The organism is Streptomyces sp. NPDC026092, assembly GCF_040638605.1.
Taxonomy (GTDB): Bacteria; Actinomycetota; Actinomycetes; order Streptomycetales; family Streptomycetaceae; genus Streptomyces.
In genome coordinates, this window is the sequence record NZ_JBEZYN010000011.1 from 35,562 (window position 1) to 57,673 (window position 22,112).

18 protein-coding genes are annotated in these 22,112 nt (G+C 70.6%); 11 read left to right on the forward strand and 7 right to left on the reverse strand.

Annotated elements, in window-relative coordinates; all coding sequences use genetic code 11:
* Positions 1-446: 446 nt before the first annotated feature.
* Positions 447-962 carry a hypothetical protein gene (locus tag AB0F56_RS19390; RefSeq protein WP_362010990.1) on the reverse strand — a complete coding sequence of 172 codons (516 nt, stop codon included), beginning with the start codon at positions 960-962 and terminating at the stop codon, positions 447-449.
* Between the two features lie 502 nt (positions 963-1,464).
* On the opposite strand from AB0F56_RS19390, the gene AB0F56_RS19395 reads away from it, so the two are divergent.
* The 9 genes from AB0F56_RS19395 to AB0F56_RS19435 all read left to right on the forward strand — a co-directional run bounded on the left by AB0F56_RS19395 (position 1,465) and on the right by AB0F56_RS19435 (position 12,240).
* Positions 1,465-2,934 carry a conjugal transfer protein gene (locus AB0F56_RS19395; protein ID WP_362010993.1) on the forward strand — a complete coding sequence of 490 codons (1,470 nt, stop codon included), beginning with the start codon at positions 1,465-1,467 and terminating at the stop codon, positions 2,932-2,934.
* Between the two features lie 114 nt (positions 2,935-3,048).
* Positions 3,049-3,312, forward strand: a complete 264-nt coding sequence (locus tag AB0F56_RS19400; RefSeq protein ID WP_362010995.1) for a TrbC/VirB2 family protein — start codon at positions 3,049-3,051, stop codon at positions 3,310-3,312.
* 73 nt (positions 3,313-3,385) lie between these two features.
* Positions 3,386-3,943 (forward strand): hypothetical protein, encoded by a 558-nt coding sequence (locus AB0F56_RS19405; RefSeq protein ID WP_362010998.1) that lies wholly within the window; start codon positions 3,386-3,388, stop codon positions 3,941-3,943.
* 7 nt (positions 3,944-3,950) lie between these two features.
* The gene (locus AB0F56_RS19410; protein WP_362011001.1) at positions 3,951-6,962 is read left to right on the forward strand and encodes an ATP-binding protein; all 3,012 of its coding nucleotides are present in this window, start codon (positions 3,951-3,953) and stop codon (positions 6,960-6,962) included.
* A 38-nt stretch (positions 6,963-7,000) separates the two neighbouring features.
* Complete coding sequence (locus AB0F56_RS19415) at positions 7,001-7,564, forward strand: hypothetical protein (protein ID WP_362011004.1); 564 nt, start codon at positions 7,001-7,003, stop codon at positions 7,562-7,564.
* Positions 7,565-7,626: 62 nt separating this feature from the next.
* The gene (locus AB0F56_RS19420) at positions 7,627-9,891 is read left to right on the forward strand and encodes a hypothetical protein (RefSeq protein ID WP_362011006.1); all 2,265 of its coding nucleotides are present in this window, start codon (positions 7,627-7,629) and stop codon (positions 9,889-9,891) included.
* Positions 9,892-9,902: 11 nt separating this feature from the next.
* Complete coding sequence (locus AB0F56_RS19425) at positions 9,903-10,523, forward strand: hypothetical protein (protein WP_362011008.1); 621 nt, start codon at positions 9,903-9,905, stop codon at positions 10,521-10,523.
* A 115-nt stretch (positions 10,524-10,638) separates the two neighbouring features.
* Positions 10,639-11,976, forward strand: coding sequence for a WhiB family transcriptional regulator (locus tag AB0F56_RS19430; RefSeq protein WP_362011011.1), 1,338 nt, complete (start codon positions 10,639-10,641; stop codon positions 11,974-11,976).
* 24 nt (positions 11,977-12,000) lie between these two features.
* The gene (locus AB0F56_RS19435) at positions 12,001-12,240 is read left to right on the forward strand and encodes a hypothetical protein (RefSeq protein ID WP_315891379.1); all 240 of its coding nucleotides are present in this window, start codon (positions 12,001-12,003) and stop codon (positions 12,238-12,240) included.
* 71 nt (positions 12,241-12,311) lie between these two features.
* Here the strand turns inward: AB0F56_RS19435 and AB0F56_RS19440 are convergent, their stop codons facing one another.
* The 4 genes from AB0F56_RS19440 to AB0F56_RS19455 all read right to left on the reverse strand — a co-directional run bounded on the left by AB0F56_RS19440 (position 12,312) and on the right by AB0F56_RS19455 (position 15,782).
* Positions 12,312-12,695, reverse strand: coding sequence for a DUF4913 domain-containing protein (locus AB0F56_RS19440; RefSeq protein ID WP_362011014.1), 384 nt, complete (start codon positions 12,693-12,695; stop codon positions 12,312-12,314).
* Positions 12,696-12,729: 34 nt separating this feature from the next.
* The gene (locus AB0F56_RS19445; protein WP_362011016.1) at positions 12,730-13,887 is read right to left on the reverse strand and encodes a hypothetical protein; all 1,158 of its coding nucleotides are present in this window, start codon (positions 13,885-13,887) and stop codon (positions 12,730-12,732) included.
* Between the two features lie 41 nt (positions 13,888-13,928).
* Positions 13,929-14,564 carry a hypothetical protein gene (locus AB0F56_RS19450; RefSeq protein WP_362011018.1) on the reverse strand — a complete coding sequence of 212 codons (636 nt, stop codon included), beginning with the start codon at positions 14,562-14,564 and terminating at the stop codon, positions 13,929-13,931.
* Between the two features lie 108 nt (positions 14,565-14,672).
* Positions 14,673-15,782 carry a threonine synthase gene (locus AB0F56_RS19455; protein ID WP_362011020.1) on the reverse strand — a complete coding sequence of 370 codons (1,110 nt, stop codon included), beginning with the start codon at positions 15,780-15,782 and terminating at the stop codon, positions 14,673-14,675.
* Between the two features lie 190 nt (positions 15,783-15,972).
* Between AB0F56_RS19455 and AB0F56_RS19460 the strand changes: the two genes are divergently transcribed.
* Positions 15,973-17,547 (forward strand): S8 family peptidase, encoded by a 1,575-nt coding sequence (locus AB0F56_RS19460; RefSeq protein ID WP_362011022.1) that lies wholly within the window; start codon positions 15,973-15,975, stop codon positions 17,545-17,547.
* 83 nt (positions 17,548-17,630) lie between these two features.
* On the opposite strand, the gene AB0F56_RS19465 is transcribed toward AB0F56_RS19460, so the two are convergent.
* Complete coding sequence (locus AB0F56_RS19465) at positions 17,631-19,106, reverse strand: translation initiation factor 2 (RefSeq protein WP_362011025.1); 1,476 nt, start codon at positions 19,104-19,106, stop codon at positions 17,631-17,633.
* 90 nt (positions 19,107-19,196) lie between these two features.
* Here AB0F56_RS19465 and AB0F56_RS19470 point away from each other — a divergent pair, with 90 nt between their 5' ends.
* Entirely contained in the window at positions 19,197-20,417 is a 1,221-nt protein-coding gene (locus AB0F56_RS19470) for a DUF4190 domain-containing protein (protein ID WP_362011028.1), read from the forward strand.
* 110 nt (positions 20,418-20,527) lie between these two features.
* Here AB0F56_RS19470 and AB0F56_RS19475 read toward each other — a convergent pair whose 3' ends face one another.
* Complete coding sequence (locus AB0F56_RS19475) at positions 20,528-21,928, reverse strand: glycoside hydrolase family 18 protein (RefSeq protein ID WP_362011030.1); 1,401 nt, start codon at positions 21,926-21,928, stop codon at positions 20,528-20,530.
* Between the last annotated feature and the right edge of the window lie 184 nt (positions 21,929-22,112).

Below are 22,112 nucleotides of genomic sequence, written 5' to 3' on the forward strand. Positions count from 1 at the left end.
CTCAGTCAGGTTGCCGAGCCACGGTAGGGGGAGAGTCGGGGAGGGGACGGCATGTTTTCCCCGCCGGGGAAAGCAGGGGACGGGGTGAGGAAAGAAGGGAAAACGGCGGCGTGTGGGGGAGTCGTGGAGGCGGAGGTGACAGATCCTCACGGGTGAGGTGGGGCCCCACCCGATGGCTCACGTGCGTGGGGCCCGGTTCGCGTCGCCGGACGGTCGAACCGTGGCAGGGGAGATCCGTCACGTTCAGGGCGGCGGGACCTGACGCCGTCATCCGCGAGCCACGAGGAACTCGACCGGAGCCCAGAGATCGAGATGCGGCATCGATCCACCGGGCATCGGTAGTCGTCCACGTCGGGAAGGACAGTGACTGGCTCAGCGCGACGTGAGGGTGCGCCCAGCACGGACTGGTCGGCGCGTCGTCGTCGGGCCCTCGGCCCATGAGGGCTTCAGGCCAGGAGGATCCCGAGAATCAGTAGTACCGCCACCACGCCGCCCATGATGTAGCGGGCCCTCGGGTCCTCGCCTTCCCAGAGGTCGTGGACGACCGCCCAGCCTGTCAGGCGGGCGGCGCGGCCGTCGTGGAGGCCGGTGGAGTCGGCGGGCGATGCGGCCTGGTCCTCGCCGTCGGCGTCGGATCCCTCCGCCGTCAGGTCGCCCGTGATGCCCTGCTGCTCCTGGGCCACGATCACCAGGCCTTCCAGGAGTTCGGGCATCGTGTTCGGCGTGAGGGGGTACGCGACCGTGCCGAACTCGGTCTGGAGGACGAGGCTGGACTGCCAGGGGTTGCCGGGCTCGTAACCGTCGATCCAGGCGTGCTTGGCGTCGTACCTCGGCGCCGCCGGGACCGCCGCGGGTGCCGGCTGTTCGGCCGACGGGGCCTCCGCTACAGGCTGCTGGGGCAGCGCCGCCGCCGGAGGGGCGGCAGATGCGGCGTACTCAGGTCCTGCGGTCTGGTCGCTCAACTCTCGTCCTTGGGAAGGTCGGGGACGCTTCGGCGCGCCCTGCGGCGCGTGGGCACCCGCATTGTGCCGAGCCCGCCCGCGGGAGCGGGCGTTCTCGAGTCCCGGAGGGGTGTCACGGTCACATCCGCTTTCCTCGTCTTTCCTCGCCGGCGCTCCTCGGTTTCCTCGATGGGGAAAACGAGGCGTCGCCGCTCCCTCCGTTTGCCACACTGCCCTCCGCACCTGGCCTCACCAGGGCCCGCCGCGCCCGATCGGCGGCCGGGATCAGACGCGGGGGGAGATCGAACCGATGACGGACCACAACAGCCCTGCCGGCGGTACTGGCGGGACTCAACCGCCCGCACAGCCCGGGCAGTTCGGGCCGCCGAGCGCGGCCGCCGGACAGCAGCAGCCTGCCCCCCAGCAGCCTCAGCAAGCGCAGCAGGCACCGCCGCAGGCTCCCGGGCCGTATGGCTACCCCGCCCCGGCGACCCACGCCTCCGCGCCGCAGCCCCAGACTCCGATGGCCTCCGACGCGGCGCGCGCCCAGGTGGCCGCCGCCTGGACGCGGCGCGCCCCGCAGGCCGCGGTGCCGCCCGGCGAGGCCGCCGTACCGGCGCTTCCGCCGCTCCGGCATCAGGCCCCGGGCGCCGCCGGCACGAGCAAGAAGGACCGGCGCGAGCAGGCGAGGCTCGAGCGGAAGGCCGCGTACGAGGCGAAGAAGGCCGAGCGGGAGAGCCGTAAGCGCGGTGGCGCCCCGGCGTCCACCGCAACGCCCGTCGGCGCCTCCGCCGCGCCCGCTCCGGCAGGTGCCGCCGCGAGTGCTTCGACAGGTGCCTCCTTCGTCGTCCCGCGCCCCGGTGGCCGCCTGCCGGCAACGGGCCGCGGCACGCACGTCGCGCTCCGGGCCACCCTGCTCTTCACCGCCTGCGCCTTCGCGCTCGGTTCGTGCGGAGTCATCGGCCTGGCCATCGGCAAGTCCTCCTCCGGGCCGACGGCCGCGCTCGGCAAGAAGGACGTCCAGAAGTACCGGCTCACCGAGTTCCCGACCCGGGCCGCCGCGACCTTCGCCGAGAAGTACGCGACGCTCTGTCTGACGTACGACCCGAAGACCGCCGAGCAGCGGCGTGAAGATCTCGCCCGCTACGCGACTTCCGGCGTGGACCGCGACTGCGGCTGGAACGGCCAGGGCACGCAGAGCGTCACAGGTGCCGTCTGGGACGGCACCATCGAGGACCTGCCCGAGTACGGGAAGAACGGCCGCTACCTCGGCGTCCAGGTCACGCTGTCGACGGGCCGCGTCACCGCCGTCTCCGTACCCGTGTACGTCGCGAATCCGACGTCGGGCTCCGGACTGCGGGTCGTCGGTGACGTCGGCGAGATGCCGCTGCCCGGCCGGGGCACCGCGCCCGAGATCGAGCGCGACTCCGAGGTCGTGGACAGCACGCTCTCGGACCAGCTCAAGGCGCAGGTGCTGCCCGGCTACTTCACGGCCTGGGGCGCCTCCGACACCACCGCGATGTCCCGGTTCACGTCGCCCGACGCCACCGTCGCCGCGACGTCCGGTCTTGCCGGAGCGCTCGCGGCCCCCTTGGTCCAGGAGGTCGAGGCGCTGGCCCCGGCCGGAACAGGTGATGGAGCCGTCACGTACAAGTACGGGCAGTCCGTGCCGGTGCGGGTGACGATCATCTGGGGCGGGGCCGGTGCTGAAGGCGCGCCCGGTCAGGAGACCACCCCGCAGGTCAAGCGCTCTTATCGGCTCACGGTCGTGAACACGGCGCAAGGCTGGTTCATCAAGGACATCCGCGGCGCGCTCCTCGACCCGGCGGGCGGACAGGGCGATGCGGACCCCGCTGCTCCGAGCGCCACGCCTTCGCCCGGACAGCAGACCCCGCCGGCCGGGGGTACCGCCACTCCGCCGCCCGCGACCGGCGCGGCCAAGCCGCCGGCCACGAAGCCGGCCACCGGCCAGCCCAAGCCGCCCAAGCCCTGACGGGGCACCGCTCGCCGGACGATCCGTCCTCTCGGTGCCGGCGCGCCCTTCCCCGATCCCTTCCCCTCGTTTTCCGCTCTTCCCTCACGATCCCCAGAACCGAAAGGACACATCATGTACCTGGCAGCGACCTCGCTGGAGGGCATGTTCGGCGAGATCCAGGAGATCCTCACCACCATCGGAACGATGGTCGCGGTGATCGCCCTGCTCATCCTCGGCATCCGCATGCTGATGTCCATGAAGCGCGGCGACGGCATGCGTGAGGCCTTCCAGGGCTTCGGCATGATCGCAATCGCCGCCCTGATCATCGGTGGCGCCACCGGTCTCGCCGGTGTGCTGATCGACCTCGGCAAGCAGGTCGGCGGCGAAGGCAACTGAGCCACCCGGCCGGGACCGCGCGGTCCCGGCCCTCGGAGGAGCACCGGCCGTCGAGAGAGAGGGGGATTGACCGATGGCGCAGGAAGTGTCCGGTGAGCCGGAGCCGATGGTCGCGTACGACCACACGGATCTGCTCAACCGGCCCAAGCGCATCTGGAACTGGGGCAACATCCCGCTCCCCGGCCTGCTGCTGCCCGCGTTGGGCGCGGCGTTCGGCTTCGGCGTGGTGTGGATGATCGCTCTGTTCTCCCTCTCCGCTTTCGTGCCCTTCCTGGGCATGTCGATGTTCACGTCGGTGCTCTACTTCGGCCCGCCCTTCGGCGTCTACTTCATCTGGGGCCGGCCGCTCCCCTCCGCCCTCACCCTCAGCCAGCAGCTGGTGGTCTGGGCCGACTACTGGTGGCAGCCCAAGCGGCTGCAGGGCCTGGCCGCCGACCGGGAGCCGCAGGAACTGCACTGGCAGGTGATCCTCTGGCAGCCGGGTTCGAGTCGCTGGCAGCAGAGTTACGAGCAGGCGCTCGGCGAAGCCGCGCGCCACGGTTCGTCGTACGGCGGTACGGAGCCGCCGATTCCGGCGCCCTCCGTGTCAGCACGCTCCGCCGCACCCTCCTCCTCCGAGACCGCAGGATGACTCCTCCATGTTCATGATGATCCTTCTGGGCGGGGCGGTCGCCTTCTTCGTGATCGCCATGATCATGGCCGCCTCCTCCTCCAAGACCAAGGGCGCCAACGGCGGCCAGGGTGGCTCGGGCGGCAAGTCCGGCAAGCAGGGCGGCGGTTCCGGTGGTGGGCGGTCGCAGGGCGACCGCGCCCAGTCCCGCCGCGAGGAGATGCGGCTGCCGTACCGCTACGCCGACGACATGATCTTCGTGCACGGCGACTCGGTGTGGACCGGCATCGTCCTGCCGACCTCGATCGACGAGTACCTCAACGCCACCGAGCTCCAGGCCATGGCCGAGGCGCCGGCCCGCGCGCTCCTCAACCTCGCGCGGGGTGACCGGAACGTCGAGTGCCACTACCGCAAGGTGTACCGGCCGATCACCGCCGTCGGCTGGGCCGAGGAGCTCAACGCCGTCGCCTGGGACCCGACCGAGAACTACAAGGCGTACAACTTCCGCAAGGCCGAGTACCAGGAGCGCATCGGTGCGATGCGCGAGCGGAACGTCCTGCTGGTCAAGCTGGGTTCGCTGAAGCGTGGTTCGGGCGACGGCAGTGGCGTGCTGCCCGGCGGGGACGATCCGGTCGAGGACCTCGTCCTGTCCCGGGCCGTGTCCGGCACGGCCGACAAGGTGGTGGCCGGCGCGACCGGTGTCCACGGCGAGTACCTGTCGCCGGGGCTGCTCGCCCAGTGGACGCAGGTCGCGCGCGAGGTGCACGAGAGCCTGGAGAGCCTCGGCGGTACGCCGCTGGCCCGCGAGGAGCTCGTGTGGCTGATCCGCAAGCCGCTCCACGGCGACCTGCCCGTTCCGCCCGAGCCGGTGCTCGGCTCGCGGTCGTGGGGGCCCGACCAGTTCGACCTGGTGGTCGACTTCTCGGGCGAGAACCGCAAGACGCACATCGTGCTGCACCAGTACGACGAGGTCACGGGCGAACAGCACACCAGCTACACGACGACCCTGGTCGCCGCCAACTGGCCGACGGAGACCCGGTTCCGGCAGTCGACCGCCTGGGCGCGGTACGCGGCGCAGAACGTCGAGTTCCCCGTCGAGATCGACATGCGTTTCACGCTCATCCCGTACATGAGGTTCAAGGACCGCGCCGGGAAGATCAGCGGCAACCTCCTCGACGAGATGAACGACATGGCGAACTCGGGCCGTTCGCCGGACACCAAGCTCGCCAACCAGGTCACCCGCGCCCAGCACCTCGTCGACGACATCGAGGAGCACAAGATGCCGGGGATGGAGGCGCAGATCCGGTTCACCATCTCCGCGTCCGACCCGACGGAGCTGGAGCGCCGCCGCCGCATCCTGGAGATGCAGTTCAAGCAGGACCTGAAGGTGACGCTGCTGCGTCCGACGCGTCAGCAGTGGCGGCTGCTCCAGTCGCAGCTGCCGGGCAACGCCCCGAAGCTGCCGATCGCGCCGTACCTGCGGCTGCAGGAGGTGGAGCAGCTCGGCGCCGGGCTGCCGACGGCCGGTACGGAGCTGGGCGACAACCCCGAGCAGCGGTCGGGCAAGAAGCTCGGCTGGGTGGGGAACCTGGTCGGCTGGGCGGGCAAGATGCCGGTCCACTACTCGCTCCACGTCGGCCCGGCCCGAAACGACGGCGGAGGCCTCGCCATCGTCGGCGCGTCCGGTGGTGGAAAGTCCTCGCTCGCGCTGCAGAAGTTCTACGAGGAGTCGGAGGCGGGCGTCCGCTGCCTGGTCATCGACCCGAAGACGGACTTCGCGCAGCTCTGCTACTACCTGGGCTACGGCGCCCAGGTGAACGACCCGGAGTTCGCCTCGGACGCGGAGCGCGGTGTGCTCGGTACGGCGGAGAGCCGGTTCCAGCCGGTGAACCCGGAGTTCTGGGCCGAGACGGAGGTCGTCGACCTTCTCAAGGGCCAGGCGGGCGTGCTGGACCCGTGGGTGATCGCGCGCGATGTACCGTCGGGCCGCCTGCTGGCCGAGTCGATGCTGCGCGGCTTCCTCGGCGACGAGGACTACCAGCGCGTGCGCCTGCCCGTCATCGAGGCGATGGCGACGGTCGTCGGCTGGTACAACTCGGCGATCCGGCAGGCGACGGAGCAGGGCCTGAGCGCCCGCGACGCGGAGCAGCAGGTGCCGCGGCCGACGCTGTGGAGCGTCGTCGACGAGGTGGTCCGGGCGTACGAGCACGCGCTCGCGACGAACGACCGCGAGGCGGCGAAGGACCTGAAGCTCGCGCAGATGCTCCTGACGGAGCTGCGGACGCTGCCGTACGCGCGACTGGCGTTCGCGGAGACGCCGCAGACCCTGTCGGCGATGCGCAAGCGCCGTACGGTCATCACGCTGCGCGGCTTCCAGTCGCCGGCGGCCTCCGACCCCCGTAACTGGAACCCGGCCGAGCGGCTCGCGGCGACGGCGCTGATGGCGGTCGTCGAGCTCGGCAGCCAGATGCTCGACGTCGGGTACGAGAAGAACCCGGTGACGGGCGAGATCGGCCTGCGCCCGAAGGCGCTGTTCGTCGACGAGGCGTACGTCGTCACGGCGACGGAGAGCGGCCGGGACCTGATGCGCAGGGCGCTGAAGCAGGGCCGTTCGTACCTGGCGGTGACGGTACTGATCACCCAGCAGGCGATCGACCTGGTCCAGATCGAGGACTCCGAGGCGCGCAGCGGTGGCGCGAACCAGATCCACACGGTCTTCGCCTTCAAGCAGAAGTCCGCGCAGGAGGCGTCGCTGGTGGCGCCGCTGCTCGGCCGCCCGGAGTCGGACGCGAAGGTGGTGGCGGCGCTCCAGGAACTCCGCACGGGTGTCTGCCTCCAGCGGGACGCGGACAAGCGGGTGGGGACGGTGGCGGTGGACCTGGTCTTCAAGGAGATCCTCGCGGCCACGGACACGAACGGCACGACCCGCCCGTCGCGCCAGGGCGTCAACCCGCCGCTGAGCGTCTGGGACTGGACGTTCCTCCAGGAGACCAACGACCTGGACCCGACGCCCACGCAGGAAGCCACGGCCGCGGTCTGACCCGCCCCGGCCCACCCGAACCGACCAAGGAGAATCCCATGCGCCTGACCAAGACTCTTGCCGCCGGTGCGGTCGCGCTGGCCGCTCTCGTGACGCTGACGGGGTGCGGGAGCGACGAGAGCGGCGGAGGCAGTGGCGGCGGTAGCGGCAGCTCGGCGGGCGCGGATGGACCGCTGAGCAAGCTCCCCAAGGCGAACACGATGGCCGACGTGCAGAAGGCCCTCGTGGAGCGCGGCATCGAGTGCAACGAGCTCAGCTCGAGCCGCGAGGGAATGACCTACATGGAGAGCGAGGCCAAGGACCCCGCCTGGGGCATCAAGGAGCGCGCCGCCTGCCATGACGGCGGCGGCAGCTCCGTCATCCTGCTCCTCATCGGTGACTTGGCCACGTTCCAGACGTCCCTGGCCAACACCGGTGACACCTTCACGGTCGGCCAGAACTTCGCGGTCGCCGCGGAGAACGACTCCACCGGCCAGAGCCTGGTGCAGAACGGTCTGCTCGTCCTGTCCTGCGACCAGAGCATCCGTGACAGCGTGCCCAGTGGCTTCGAGATCCACGAGGGTCTGGTCAAGGGCTGCTTCACCACGAACCACAAGGCGTAGTCACGCCCCGTCCCGGCACGCCGGACCCCGGAAGGAAATCGATAGCCGTGCGCCCTAGGGCCATGTCACGCGGAACCCGTACAGTTCCCCGTTCGCCGGGCAACCTGGTGCGCGGTGCCGGACGGATCGTCAGAGCCGGCCTCTTCCTGGTTCTCGCGCTGGTCGCGCTGACGCTGTCCGTGCCGAACACGGCGCAAGCCATCGACCTGAATCTCAGCTGCAAGGTCACCGGCGACGACATGTACAGCCACGACAACCCGGGCGCGAACGGCGAGTCCATCATCCCCGCGGTCAATCAGTGGGAGGACACGGGCCAGAAGGGTGAGGACGTCAACGACACCCGGGGGCTGATCACCGGTGCCGTCGACATGTCCGGCGGCCCCGCCGAGTACACGTTCTACGAGATCAACGGCATGCGGGGGCTGAACTGGACGGGGACGTTCAAGGGGCGGGGTGACGCCTCGCGCAACAACGGTCCGTCCGGTACCGGCGCCGACAATTGCTCGGTGATGGACTTCGTCAACAACGGCGTGGCCAACATGGTCTTCAACGGGACGAAGATCCTCTCGCGTACGGCCATCTCCATCAAGGAGCTCGCCTCCAACCCGAGTCCTCTCAGGGGCCTGTACACCGGCCGCGACAACGCCGTGACGACGCTGAAGGACCACGTCCTCACTCCGGCTGTGCCCGTCATGATCGCGCTGACCGGCCTCTGGGTGTTCACCAGGTGGCGCCAGCAGCAGATGCGCGAGGTCTGGTCCGGTGTCGCGTGGGCCTCTCTGACGACCATCGCCGTCATCGCCCTTCTCGCCGGCGGCGGTCAGAACAGCAACTACCACAAGGTCATCGAAACGGCCGACGCCGGTATCGCCGAGTTCAACGCGGGGGTGGCCGAGGTCGCCCTGGCGGGTGTGTCCGGGAAGCCGCAGTCGCCCTGTGACATGGAGGGCGGCAACAACCGCAACCGTGGGCTTCGTGCGTCGAGCTGCGCCATGTACGACACCCTGGTCTTCCGGCCGTGGGCTCTTGGACAGTTCGGCGTGGGCGGCACGAACTGCATATTCCGGAAGGACAGCGGCGGCAAGATCGAGAACGGTGCCTGTGTGGTGCCTGGCGCCGGCGAGTGCGAGTTCGGCAAGGGGCCACGTTGCGTGGACCTTCGGGTCAAGCAGGCCGTGTCCCAGTCGACGACCAACTTCGACCGGTATCCGGCCGACGGGAAGAAGCCGCAGGACATCGACAAGGAGAACGCGCAGTGGGTGCCCATCCGCAAGGACATCGCCGGCGGTGAGGGGAGAGGATACCCAGGTCGGTCCAACTCCGTTCCTGACCAGGAGATCTACCCGGTCGCGTTCAACGAGTGGGCGGGTCACAACGCCGGTGGACGGGTCGGCCTCGCCTTCTACTCCCTGGTGGCCGGACTCATCGTCGGCATCATGGTCATCGTGCTCAGCGCCCTCACCTTGCTCTGGCACGCCGTCACACTGATCCTCATCATCCTGCTGCCGTTGGTCGCCACACTCGGCATCCATCCGTCCCAGCAGAAGTTGCTCAAGGGCTGGCTGCAGACCTTCATCCACAGTTTCGTCCTGAGGGCGGGCTTCGGCGTCATCCTGACCATCCTGCTCGTGCTGTACCAGATGATCCTGCCGGCCCGGATTCCCCTGGGCATGCAGCTCCTCATGCTCCTCCTGGTCACCGTCGCCGTCGTGATGATGCTGAAGAAGCTCATCGCGGGGAACTTCAGCCCCCAGATCGCCGGTGCGGCGGATCTGGGTGTGGGCGACATGCCGGGGGCCGTGGCAGGGAAGGCCGTGCCCGCGCTGGGAGCGGCCGGCCGGATGGGCGTCGGTGCCACCAAGGCCTCGGGTCGGGTCGCGGGGAAGGCAGCCTCGAAGGGGGCGGGCTACATCGCCCGCGGTGCGGACAGCAAGTGGAACCAGGGCCGGCTCCAGAAGGGTGGCTGGATCGCGGCGAACAACTCCAAGCGCCAGCAGCGGAAGAACGCCCACAAGGCGGCGACGGTTCAAGAGGACTCGTACCAGAAGGTCGTGAACGGGCAGAACGACGGAGACGGTTCCGCGGAGAAGACCTCCCGTCGCGGCCGCGTGAGCCAGACCGGTACCACTCCGCCGCCGCCGGCCACGCCGCAGCCGGCACCGGCGCCCGCGCCGCAGCAGCCCGCGCCTCAGCCTGCGCAGCAGCCCGTGCCGCAGCAGCGGCCCCGGACTCAGCCGCCGCAGCAGCCCGTGGTGCAGCCGCCTGCCCAGACGCAGCCGCCTCAGTTGCCGCCACAGCCGCGTAACAGCAACCGGATGCCTGAGTAGGAGGTCCGCTCATGTCACGAACGCGATCCGCGACTGTCGCCGATCATCTGAAGCGGCTTCTCCGGCAGGACGAGAGCGACGCGTGGGCAGTGAAGCTGCTGCCCCGCGTCGTCCTCGGACTCGCGGGGGCGTACACGCTCTTCATCCTGGCCTCGTCCAGCGCGAGCTCGTTCATCACCATCTCCGCGCTGCTCGCGCTCGGCCTGCTGGTCTTCCTGCTCCGCCGCCGCGGTCAGTTGCTGCTGGCGCTCGGGTCGACGGTCGTGACCGCCGCGTTCGCCGGGTATCTGGCGGCCGTGGGGGACATCGCGCGGGGTGCTTCGTCCGGGTTGCTCAGTGGGCAGGCGGTGTTCGGGCACTGGGCGCTCGCCGGGATGGCGCTGCTCGGGGCCTGGATCGTCAAGGAGCACCCCGGGCGGCGCGGGCTCACCGTCGTGCTCGCCGATGTCGTGCTGCTCGTGGCGGCCGGCGTGGGCACGGTCGTGCCCGAGGTTGCCGTGCCGCTCGGGTTCGTCGGCATCGTCGGCGTGCTCATGTTCCGGGGTGGGGGAGGTGCCGCCATGGGGCGTCTCGTACGACGTGTCCTGCGGCGGACCGCGCCGGACACCGAGGCGAACAGCAAGCGGGTCTGATGTCGAGTCAAGAAGATGTGGAGCAACTCGGTTACGGTTTGGAACAGCTTTGCGGTCGCCATTTGCACTGCTCTAGAGTCCCCAGGTATCAAAAATTGCCACGGGGGGCACTTTCATGGTCACAACCGCTCGCAGGACCCTTCCCTCACCACCCATATCCACCGGGGCCGGCGCCGCATCCGCGTCCCTGCCCTGCCGGCGCCGACCGGACATTTTCCGCCATCCCCTTCTGGAGAACCCGCCCGTCGCCGCCGCCGAGCTGCCCCTGCAGGGCCGCCGTTCCCAGGCGCTCGCGCACGCGGCACGGCAGCTGTGCGCCTCCTGCCCGCTCCGCCAGGAGTGCCTGCGCGACGCCGTCCTCCGCCCGGATCCGGGCGGGTACCTCGCCGGGACCACCGAGCAGGACCGGCGGCTCATCCGCCGGCAGCTCGGCATCGGTACGCCTCAGGGTGACCTGACCGCGCCCGTCGACCTCCGGCACCGGGCCGCCGAACTCGCCGCCGTACTCGAGGCCTTCGCGCCGCTCGGGCACCCGGCCCGGCCCGTGCGCCGGCCCGCCCGGTCAGGCTCCCGGTCCGTGATTCCACCCCAGAAGACCCACCACGTAGCAGAGGTATCCATGGCGGATCCGGCAGACGAACGGATCACCTTCGCACTCGACGATCCTGTTCTCGCCGTGCGCAAGGCCGTCCTCACGCCCCTGCTGCACGCCGCGCTGCCCGCCGTCGAGGCCACCGAGCAGCTCGCCGGGATGCTGGCGCACGTGCCGTCCGCCGGACTCACGCCCGAGCTGGCGGAGGCCTGCCGCCGCGTGCGCCGCTGCCTGGAGGCCTGGCACGCCGAGTGCGGCGACGACGCGCCCCGCCGGCCTGCGGACACCGGGCTCGTCGGCTCGGTCAGCGTGGAACTGGCGACCAGCGACCCGATAGCCGCCCTGCGCCAGGACCTCTTCGAGCCTCTGTTGCGGCGGGTCTCTGAGTCGATCGTCCGCATCGAGGCGGTCATGTCGGTCCTCGACACCGGTCAGGGCGCGGCGGACGCCGTCGCTGGCACGAACACGAGGAGTATCGGCCTGACCGATCTCCGCGCCGCCCTGCGCGAACTCGCCGCGCGCATAGAGGCGTACGAAGGAGTGGCGACCGCCACTGCCACCGCTTCCGCCTCCGTCGCCGCCCGTCCGCGCCTGCGCTCCGTGCACACCGGCGACGCGGTGGTACGTCCCTTTCCGGCCACCACGAGCCTGCGTCAGGCCGTCGACCGGGCCGTCGCGGCGTTCCCCGGTCCGTTCACGGCCCGCGACGTCCTGCTCGCGCTGCCCCCGGAGGTCTTCCAGGAGTCGGCGAAGTCGATCAGCAACGTCCTGTCCGCCATGGTCAAGTCCGGGCGGCTGCGGCGCGTGTCCCGGGGTACGTACACCATGGACCCCGAACACCCCCTCGCCGCGCACTCCTGAGCGCTCTCCTGAAAGGACCCTGTCGTGCAGCCCACGCCACCGGCGGCCGAAGTCCGCATCTTCTCTCCCAACGCGGGCCTGATCGACGGAGTTCCCGTCACCGCGCCGCCGTACGGCGACATCCAGGAGGTCGTCATCTCGATCCTCCAGCAGCGCGCCCAGCAGTTCGGCGCCCCGGCCCCGGCCTCCATCACGGACGACCGGTACGGCGGCGCGATCCGTCTGCTCATCCACCCGGACGGGACGACGGAGGCGCTGGACTGACGCGTCCCACGGGTGCGGCGGCCGGACGGACGACCGACCGCACCCGTCGGCCTTTGCGCGGCGACATCGGGCTACGCCTGGGGGTCGTACTTCTCCAGGGGCAGCGGGTCGAAGGGATAGACCGTGTGCCCGCCGACCTTGGGCGAACAGGCCGCGAACGGGCCCATGTCCGTGTCCATGAGCACCCGCAGGTGCGGATCGGCGTGGTGCAGCCACCACGTCGACATGCCCAGGGCCGGATCGTGACGCAGGTGCTCCCAGGCCAGCCACAGCGCGGAGAGCCGCGCCCCGGCCTCGGGGTGCTCCCACCAGCGGGGGCACCAGGTGGACACCGATCCGTTCACGCGGCGGCGGATCGTGGGGGAGAGGTACTCGGTGACGAAGGCGAAGACGTCCGGGAAGTAGAACTCCACTTCCTCGCCGGTCTCCTGCCCGTCCTCGGGACTCGTGCTCACGTCGTACCCTTCCTGGTCGCGGGGAGGCTGTCGGTCACCGCTCGACGTCCGTGGACTTGGGCGCGGCCTCGATCGTCGGGTTGATCACGCCGTGCGTACTGGCACTCGCGGCGCGGCGGGCCGGCACGGTGATGGTCTTGGGCATCTCCACACCGGGCATGAAGGCGTTGGCCGCCGTGGGCTGCTTGACCTCGGGTTGCTTGGGCACGGGCGCCTTGACCTCCGGCTGCGTGGTCTTGGGCTGCTCGGCCGCGGGCTGTTCGGCCGCGGGTCCAGCGGGTGCCGGCACCTTCGTCTCGGGCGCGGTGACCTCCGGCTGCGTGACCTCGGGTGCCGTGACCTCCGCCGCCGTGACCTCGGGCTGCGTGACCTCGGGCTGGTCGTTCTCCGCAGCCGGCCCAGTCAGTTCCTCGTACGTCTCGACCGCCGACAGCTGGGCGACGGCGGCCGCGAGCGCTTCCTTCTGGTGCTCCGGGACGTCGAGGGCGGCGAGCTTGGCCACGAATGTCTCGGGGGTCGACCCGCCCGGCAGGTAGTCCTCCCTGCGCAGTTGACACCGCACGGCCGGGTCCGCCAACAGGTCGTGCATCTCCGCCGGCAGATGCGCCTGGTGAGGGAAGTCGATCGGGAACCCCACGGCGTCCCTGCCGACGCCCTGGGGCCCGAGGATCTTGGGCATCTCCGTCTTGCCGAGGATGGAATCGGCACCGATCTCGGCCGCGAAGACCGCGACTTGCCCGGTGACCTCCTTGGCGTACTCCGCGGAGGCCCCGTCCCAGATCTCGTAGGGGGCGTTGCTGACGGTGTCCTCGTCGAGAAGGTACCGATCGGTGAGCGCCGCCTGCACGTCCTCGTCCCACAGCTCGTACGATTCGAGCCTGCGGCCGACCGGTGTGTCCTCCAGGACCTGGTATCCACGGCTCTCACCACATGCCTGGGCCAGGAACCGGTGCCCCACCTCACGTGGCGCTCCCTCGGGCTGGGACCGCCAGGACCAGAACGCGCGGACTTCCCCGCGGTCCTGCGAGGTGGCCGACACCGTCTTGGCGACATGGTCGCTGAAGGCGAGGACGTCCTTGAACTTGTCCTTGCCTCCCGCCGCCTGCCAGTCGCTGTGCAGGAGGCCGACGGCCTCCGCGACCCTCTCCGGGGGGAGGGGGCGGCCCGCCTTGTACGCCTCCTCAAGTTCCATGGCACGTGCGATCTCGGCTTCTGTCAGCGGAGCGAATTCCGTCACAGGCCGGTCTCCAGGTACTCGGCGGGCGGCACCACCCGAAGAGACATCGCGGAGCCGCCCGGCATGTCGGAGGTCCACGTGGCGAAGGCGATCGTCTGGGACAGCATGATGAGCGGCTGCCCCGGAGCGCCACTGCCCGGCGCCCAGTAGGCGAATCGATAGGGCTCGCGGTTGAGTTCCCGCTGCCCGCGGTCGTTCCAGTACCGGGGGTGCGGAGGCTCCGGGAAGTCGTCGGCATCCCAGGGGCCGGTCCACGTGGGAGCGCCGAGTACGCTTTCGGCCGCCTTGAGGTACGTCGGCCACGTCTCCGCCGCGGCGTCGAAGACCGCGCCGTTCTCCTCGGCGGAGTCAGCCCTCAGCTGCCAGGTGTAGTGCCTCAGGGACACCAGCGGGCTCCATTGGCCGCCCATCCGGTCGTAGAACGTCCACCGTCCCCCGCCCGGCGTCCGCACGCGCAACTGCCGGTCGAACGTCAGCGGCTCCCAGCCGTACCGCCCACACCACTCACGGAAATCCGCGGACCCTCCCTGCGGCGGGCCCGACCACACCGACGGCCAGTCGTCGACGGCCCGCATGTTCGCGACCTCAGCCGCAAGGTCCTGCGGCGTCCGGCCGGTCGTCTCCGTCAGCATGCACATCTCCTTAGTACGTGGTGGATTCGACCGTACCTGGTGAGGACGGGTGGGCCCCCGCACGGGGAAAGCGCGAGGACAAGCGGGACACGCACGTGAGCCCCGCGCTCACCTCCGCCCCCCACCAAGCCCCGTCTTCGCCCCCGCCCCGCACAGCGGCACCACCGTCAGCCCCTCCCGCCGGGGGGACGCGCGGACCGCCGCCCAGCACGCCACACCCGTCGACTCGACGAAGAGACCGCGGCGGGCCAGGTCCAGTTGGGCGGTGTGGAGTTGGTCTTCCGTCACGGTCAGGAAGGTGCCGCCCGTCGCGCGGACCGCGTGCAGGATCTGGGCCGCTCGTGGGGGGTTCGGGATGGCGATGCCCTCGGCGAGGGTGGGGCGGGCGGGCTCCGGTTCGAGGAGGTCCTCCGCGCCCGCCTCGAAGGCGCGGGCCAGTGGGGCGACGGCGGCCGCCTGGACGGCGATCAGGGTGGGGCGGCGGTCGACGAGGCCGTGGCCGTACAGCTCCTCCACCGCCAGGGCCGCGCCCAGCAGGAGCGTGCCGTTGCCGACGGGGACGACGAGGGTGTCCGGGAGGCGGCCGCCGAGGTCCTCCCAGAGCTCGTACACGTACGTCTTCGTACCGTGCAGGAAGTGCGGGTTGTACACGTGCGAGGCGTAGAACGTGCCCGGTTCGTCGGCGGCCTCGCGGGCCGCCCGCGCCGTCGCCTCGCGGTCGCCCGGTACGAGGGTCAGCCGGGCGCCGTGTGCCCGGATCTGCTCCAGCTTCTTCGGCGACGTCGCCTGCGGTACGTACACCTCGCAGTCGAGGCCCGCCCGCGCGCAGTACGCGGCGATCGCCGTGCCCGCGTTGCCGCTGCTGTCCGCGAGGACGCGTTCCGGGGCGAGCCGGCGGGCCAGTTCGGCCAGCATGACCGCGCCCCGGTCCTTGAAGGACAACGTCGGCATGAGGAAGTCGAGTTTGGCCGAGACGTCTTCCGTGAGGGGGATGAGGGGAGTGCGGCCTTCCCCCAGTGACACGCGCGGCATTTCCGTCGCCAGCGGTAGTGCTTCTTCGTAACGCCACAGTGAATTCCCGCGTGACGCAAGGGACTCGAGTGAAACCGGGGCGCTCTTGAAATCAAGATCCCATGGGCCCTCGCACTGCGGACAGCGCCAGGTGAGGGCGTCGGCGGGGGCGTGAATACGGCATCGGGGGCACACGTAGGCCGTCATACGCGCCAGCATGGCAGCTGTGTGGCACACGTGTTACGGGGCGCTCGGGACTCTTGTGTGATTCCTATGGATCCGCCAATCTTTCGCTCGGCAGCCGGATGTGCGAAACGGCGTGGACATCTCATGTCGCTTTGTCATGCGCCTGCCATACCCCCACAGCAGCGCACCACCTATGAGGAGGATCCCTCACATGTCAGTGATGCGTGACTCGCGGCGCAGACTCGCCGCGGCCAGCGCCATAGCCGTCGCCGCCCTGGCCCTCGGCACCGCCGCCACCTTCCCGGCCACCGCGGCCGAGGCCGCTCCCGAAGGCGTGATCCAGAACGCCGGGGCCCCCGGGACGATCGCCGGCAGCTACATCGTCACCCTGAAGGACTCCGCCCCGGCGGAGACCTCGAAGGGCCGGGCGGTCGCGGCCAAGCACGGCGCGACGATCAAGAAGACGTACACCGCGGCGCTGAACGGCTACAACGTCGAGCTCTCCGAGGCGCAGGCGAAGAAGCTCGCCGGCGACCCGGCGGTCGCCTCCGTCGTGCAGAACCGTGTCTTCACGGTCGACGGTACGCAGCCCTCCCCGCCGTCCTGGGGCCTGGACCGGATCGACCAGCGGGCCCTCCCGCTGAACCAGAGCTACACCTACCCGGACAGCGCGGGCCAGGGCGTGACGGCGTACATCATCGACACCGGTGTCCGCATCTCGCACAGCGACTTCGGCGGCCGGGCGTTCAACGGCTACGACGCCATCGACAACGACAACGTGGCCCAGGACGGCCACGGCCACGGCACCCACGTCGCCGGCACCGTCGCGGGATCCTCCTACGGTGTCGCCAAGAAGGCCAAGATCGTCGGCGTCCGCGTGCTCAACAACCAGGGCTCCGGCACGACCGCCCAGGTCGTCGCCGGCATCGACTGGGTCACGCAGAACGCCGTGAAGCCGGCCGTCGCCAACATGAGCCTCGGCGGCGGCGTCGACACCGCCCTCGACACGGCGGTCCGCAACTCGATCGCCTCCGGCGTCACCTACGCCGTCGCGGCGGGCAACGACAGCTCCAACGCCTCCAACTACTCGCCGGCGCGGGTCTCCGAGGCCATCACGGTCGGCTCCACGACCAACACCGACGCCCGCTCCAGCTTCTCCAACTTCGGCACCGTGCTGGACATCTTCGCCCCGGGCTCCAGCATCACCTCGTCCTGGAACACGAACGACACCGCCACCAACACGATCTCCGGTACGTCGATGGCGACCCCGCACGTCGCGGGCGCCGCCGCCGTCTACCTCGCGGACAACCCGTCGGCCACGCCGGCCCAGGTGTCGACGGCCCTCACCAGCGCCGCCACCCCGAACGTGGTCGGCAACCCCGGCACCGGCTCGCCGAACCGGCTGCTCTTCGTCGGTGGCGGCGGCACCACCCCGCCGCCCGGCAAGAAGTTCGAGAACACCGCGGACTTCGCCATCAACGACAACTCGACCGTCGAGTCCCCGGTCACCGTCACCGGCGTCACGGGCAACGCGCCCGCCGCGCTCCAGGTGCCTGTGAACATCGTTCACACGTACATCGGTGACCTTCAGGTCCAGCTGATCGCCCCCGACGGCACCGCGTACACGCTGAAGGCGTTCGGCACCGGCGGCAGCTCCGACAACATCAACACCACGTACACCGTCAACGCCTCCTCGGAGGTCGCGAACGGCACGTGGAAGCTGCGGGTCACGGACAACGCGAACATCGACACCGGGAAGATCGACTCCTGGGCGCTGCAGTTCTGAGCGACGCGGACGCGCGTGACCGACTGACTGACTGAACGAGGGCGGTCGCCGATTTCGGCGGCCGCCCTCCGTCGTCCGTCGCGTCAGTGAGTGTCGAGGAGCCTGTCCATCGTCTCCCTGGGGAGTGCCGGGTTCGCCGCCGCCTGCTCCGACAACTCCTCGTCTTCCACGAGTTGAAGAAGCCGTTCGAGCGGAAGGGCGGGGTTCCGCGCCGCCCCCGCACGCACGCGTGCGTCCGGATCCCGGGTGAGCGTCTCGACGAGGGCCGGGTCCGCCGCCGGGTCCAGCGTGGCCAGCAGGCGTACGGCGGGGTCCTCGGCGGTCCCGAAGCGCGCGCCGAGCCCGGCGACCGGGAAGCGCGGGAGGCCGAGCAGCCGGTCGCGGTTCAGACCCGTGTACTCCAGATAGCAGCGCAGGAGCAGCTCGGCGGGCGCCTCGGGGTGGTGCTGCGCGAGGATGATCCGTACGCCCGGGTCCTCGTCGGCGGCGAGGAGCGCGACGAGTTCGGCCGGCAGCTCCGGGTTGTACGCGACGCGGCGGCGCAGCAGGGGATGCGCCGAGCGGGCGAGCGCGAGCGGCGCCAGGTACGGATCCGGGCCCACCTGGACGACCTCGTGCGGCTCGACGACGTAGTCGACGGCGGCCCGTTCGGCCTCGGTCAGTTCGGGGCGTACGGAGACGGCGGTACGGACGCCGGGGTCCGGGTCGCGCGCGAGGAGGTCCATCAGGTCCCGCGGGAGGTCCCTCCGCCGGGCGACCGCCCGCCGGGCCTCGGGGTCGCCGACGCGGGCCACGTGCGCGACGACGTCCGGCGGGGTGCTGTAGTTGTGCGCCAGGCACCACAGGTCGTCGCCCTCGCGCTCCTTGAGCAGCTCGTCCACGACCGCCCGGGAGAGGCGGCAGTTGACGAGGATGTGGTTGCGGGCGTGCGAACGGTGCCCGGGCAGGGCGCGCAGCTGCCGCTCCATCTCCGCCGCGTCGTCCTCCTCCGCCCGCCGGGCCCGCGTCCACTCGGCGGCGGCCCGCACGTCGGGGTCGGGGTCGGCGAGCAGGGCCGCGCGGCGCTCCTCGGTCAAGGACGACCACATCCGGGCCCCGTACACGCGGATCTCGGCGACCGGGTGGGTGGCGCGCGCGAGTTGAGTGCGGTACGGCACCTGGCCGGAGGAGATGAGCCCCTGGAGTTCGTCCCCGCCGTACGTCGTGAGCATCCGGTCGGTCACGTGGTCCGGCAGGTACCGCGGCCAGACCTCGTACCCCGGCCCCGAGGCCAGATGTCCGCGGACGAGCCAGTGCTCGTCGTCGACGAGCCGTCCGCGCACCTCCCCGGGGACGTGCGGATTGCGCGCGAGCGCTCCACGCGCGCGTGGAGCCGGGTGCGCGACGATCGCGTCCACGACCTCCGGGGGCAGGTCCCGGCGCCACCGGCAGAGGGCCGGCCAGACCGCCTCGTAGGGCGGTTCCAGCAGCCGCAGGAGGAGGTCGACGGGGGCGGCCGGGTTGACGGCGAGGCCCCTCAGGGCCGCGCTCCCCGGTCCCTCGGTCGTCGCCGTTGTCATGCGTGTACCGCCTCCGCCCCTGCACCACGTACGATGCGCGCGCCCGCCCGATCGCACGTTCGCACCACCCGCTACAGGAGCACCGTACTCGTGGAGCCCTCCCAGCCTCCCCAGGATTCCCCGCCGCCCCAGCCGCCCCAGGAATCCCAGCCGCCGCGCCAGAGCTGGCCCGCCCCCGCGGCTCCCGGTCCGTACACACCCGGCCCCTACGGCCCGTACGGGCCCTACGGCCCCGGTGCCGCCGGGCCCACCGCCCCCGGCCCCTACGGGATACCGCCGCAACGCACCACCAACGGCCTGGCCATCGCGTCCCTCGTCGCCGGCATCGTCTGCTGCCTCCCGCCCCTCGGCCTGATCTTCGGCCTGATCGCCCTCCCGCAGATCAAGAAGAGGAACCAGACGGGCAAGGGCCTCGCCGTCGCCGGCATCGTCCTGTCCTCCCTCAGCTGCCTCCTCATAGCCGTCGGCCTCGTCTCCGGGGCCCTCGGCGACGGGTGGCGCGACTTCAAGAAGGGCATGGACGAGGCGGCACGGGCGGATTCCACGTTCTCGCTGCGTACGGGCGAGTGCTACAACGTCGCCGGCAAGCTGGAGGCCGAGACCTCCGAGGTCGACGTGGTCGACTGCGCGAAGCCGCACGAGGGCGAGGTCACCGGCGCCTTCAAGCTCATCGGCTACACCAAGTGGCCGGGCGAGAGCACCGTCGACGACGTCGCGACGAAGCGGTGCGGCGACATCGGCAACGCGTACGCGCTCGACAGCTGGGCCTTCCCCGAGGAGGTCTACGACTTCTACTACATGCCGAGCCGCGACAGCTGGAAGTTCGGCGACCGCACCGTGACCTGTGCCTTCGTCGTCGACGGCGGCGAGCCGATGAAGGGGTCGCTGCGCGCCGACAAGACCACCCTCGACGCCGACCAGCTCCACTTCCTCACCACCATGAACCGGATCGACGACATCCTGAGCAAGGAGCCGGAGGCCGACGCGGACGAGGACCTGGCCGCCAACAAGGCCTGGGCGGGCAAGGTCCACGGCGCCATCACCACGGCGAGCCGGGGGCTGAAGAACCACTCCTGGCCGGCGGCCGCCACGACCGACGTCGACAAGCTCGTCAAGGAGCTGGAGACGTCCGCGAAGCAGTGGGACAAGCTGGCGAAGTCGGCCGACGAGGACGCCTTCTGGGAGCACTACGACCGGGCGTACGACGGCACCTTCTGGGACGCGGAGGCCCAGGCCCGCGCGACCCTGAAACTGGCGTCGACACCTTCCCCGTCGTCCACACCGGGGGCCGAGAGCGACTCCTCGGCCTGAGGGCGGTAAGGGCAGCCGTGTGCGCGTGAACGTGACGGGGCCGGGACTCCTCTCCGGGAGTCCCGGCCCCGCCCTCGTACCGAATCGCAGCGCCGTCCGCCGGACACTCCCTAGCGGCGGCCGAGGACGCGGTCGACGGTGCTGATCAGCTCGCCGTCGGGGGTGTCGCCGTCGAGCGACCAGAACATCGCGCCGCCGAGGCCCTTCGCCCGTACGTACGCCGACTTGGTGCCGAGCACCCACGGGTCGTCGTACGTCCACAGGGTGGTGCCGTCGAAGAGCCAGGCGTGGCCGGTGCGCCAGTCCCTGTGGACCTTGTACGTCCCCGAGTCCGCGAGCTTCTTCAGGGCCTTGTAGTCCTCGCTCCCGTTCGCCCAGGTGCCCGTGGCGGGGCCGGTCGCGGGCTTGCCGAGGCCGTTGCCGCCGCCCGAGACGCCGGTCCAGCCCTGGCCGTAGAACGGCATGCCCACCACGAGCTTGCGGGCGGGCGCGCCGCGCCGCAGCCAGTCGTTGACGGTCTGGTCGACGCTGAAGTCGCCGGACTTGGCGAAGAGCGCGGACTGCTGCGCGGTGGTGGACTCCCAGGAGCCGTGGAAGTCGTAGCCCTGGAGGTTCACGAAGTCGAAGTCCTTCATGATCTTGGGGACCTCGAAGCCCGCGTCGATCTTGGCGGGGGCGGTGGGGACGAAGGCGGTCAGCTCGTAGTGCTTGCGCTTGCCGCCGCGCTCCCGCTGCTGCTCCTTCTCGTACGCGTCGAGCTGGGTGCGGAACTCCCGTACGAGCGCGGTGAAGTTCTGCTTGTCCTCCGGGCGGAACACGGTGTCGACGTCGCCTGCCGAGGCCGGCCACTCCCAGTCGAGGTCGATGCCGTCGAAGAGACCCGCGGCGGCTCCCGCGCCGCCACGGGCGCCGTCGGTGGGCAGGTTGCCCTTGATGTGGAGATCGATGCAGGACGCGACGAAGGCCTTGCGGGAGGCGGGCGTGCGGGCCGCGTCGGAGAAGTGGGTGGACCAGCTCCAACCGCCCAGCGAGATCAGGACCTTGAGGCCCGGGTGCTTCGCCTTGAGCTCGCGCAGCTGGTTGAAGTTGCCGGCGAGGGGCTGGTCGGCGGTGTCGGCGACGCCGTCCACCGAGCCCGCCGCGTCGAGCGGGCGCACGTAGTCCGCCCACGCGTCGGCCTCGCCGGGCGTGTTGCCGGTGAAGCACTTGCCGTCCGGACTCACGTTGCCGAAGGCGTAGTTGATGTGGCTGAGTTTGGCCGCCGTGCCACTGGTCTCCAGGTCCTTGACCTGGAAGTTCCGTCCGTAGACGCCCCATTGGGTGAAGTAGCCGACCCGCTTGTAGGCGGTGCTCGACGCCGTGCTCGATGCCGTGCTCGACGCCGCGTTCCGCGACGTGCGGTCGTCGCCGCGCGAGGAGGCGGGATCGGCGCCCGCGGCGGGTGCGAGGCCGGCCACGAGGCCGAGGGAGAGGGCGGCGATCGTCAGCCGGGCAAGGGAAGTTCGACGCATGAGGCTCGTTTCCTGTGCGTGTGCCGGAAGGGAGCGGTGCTCAGCGGTGCGCGGCTGAAGTTATTGGTCTGGACCATTCCCGTCAAGGTCTCGCGCGGCTATACCTGCGGTAAGCGCAGGCGTAAAGGCAAATCATCACTTCGAGTGAAACTCTGGCCCATGCTTGCGGGTGGCCACCGAGGGT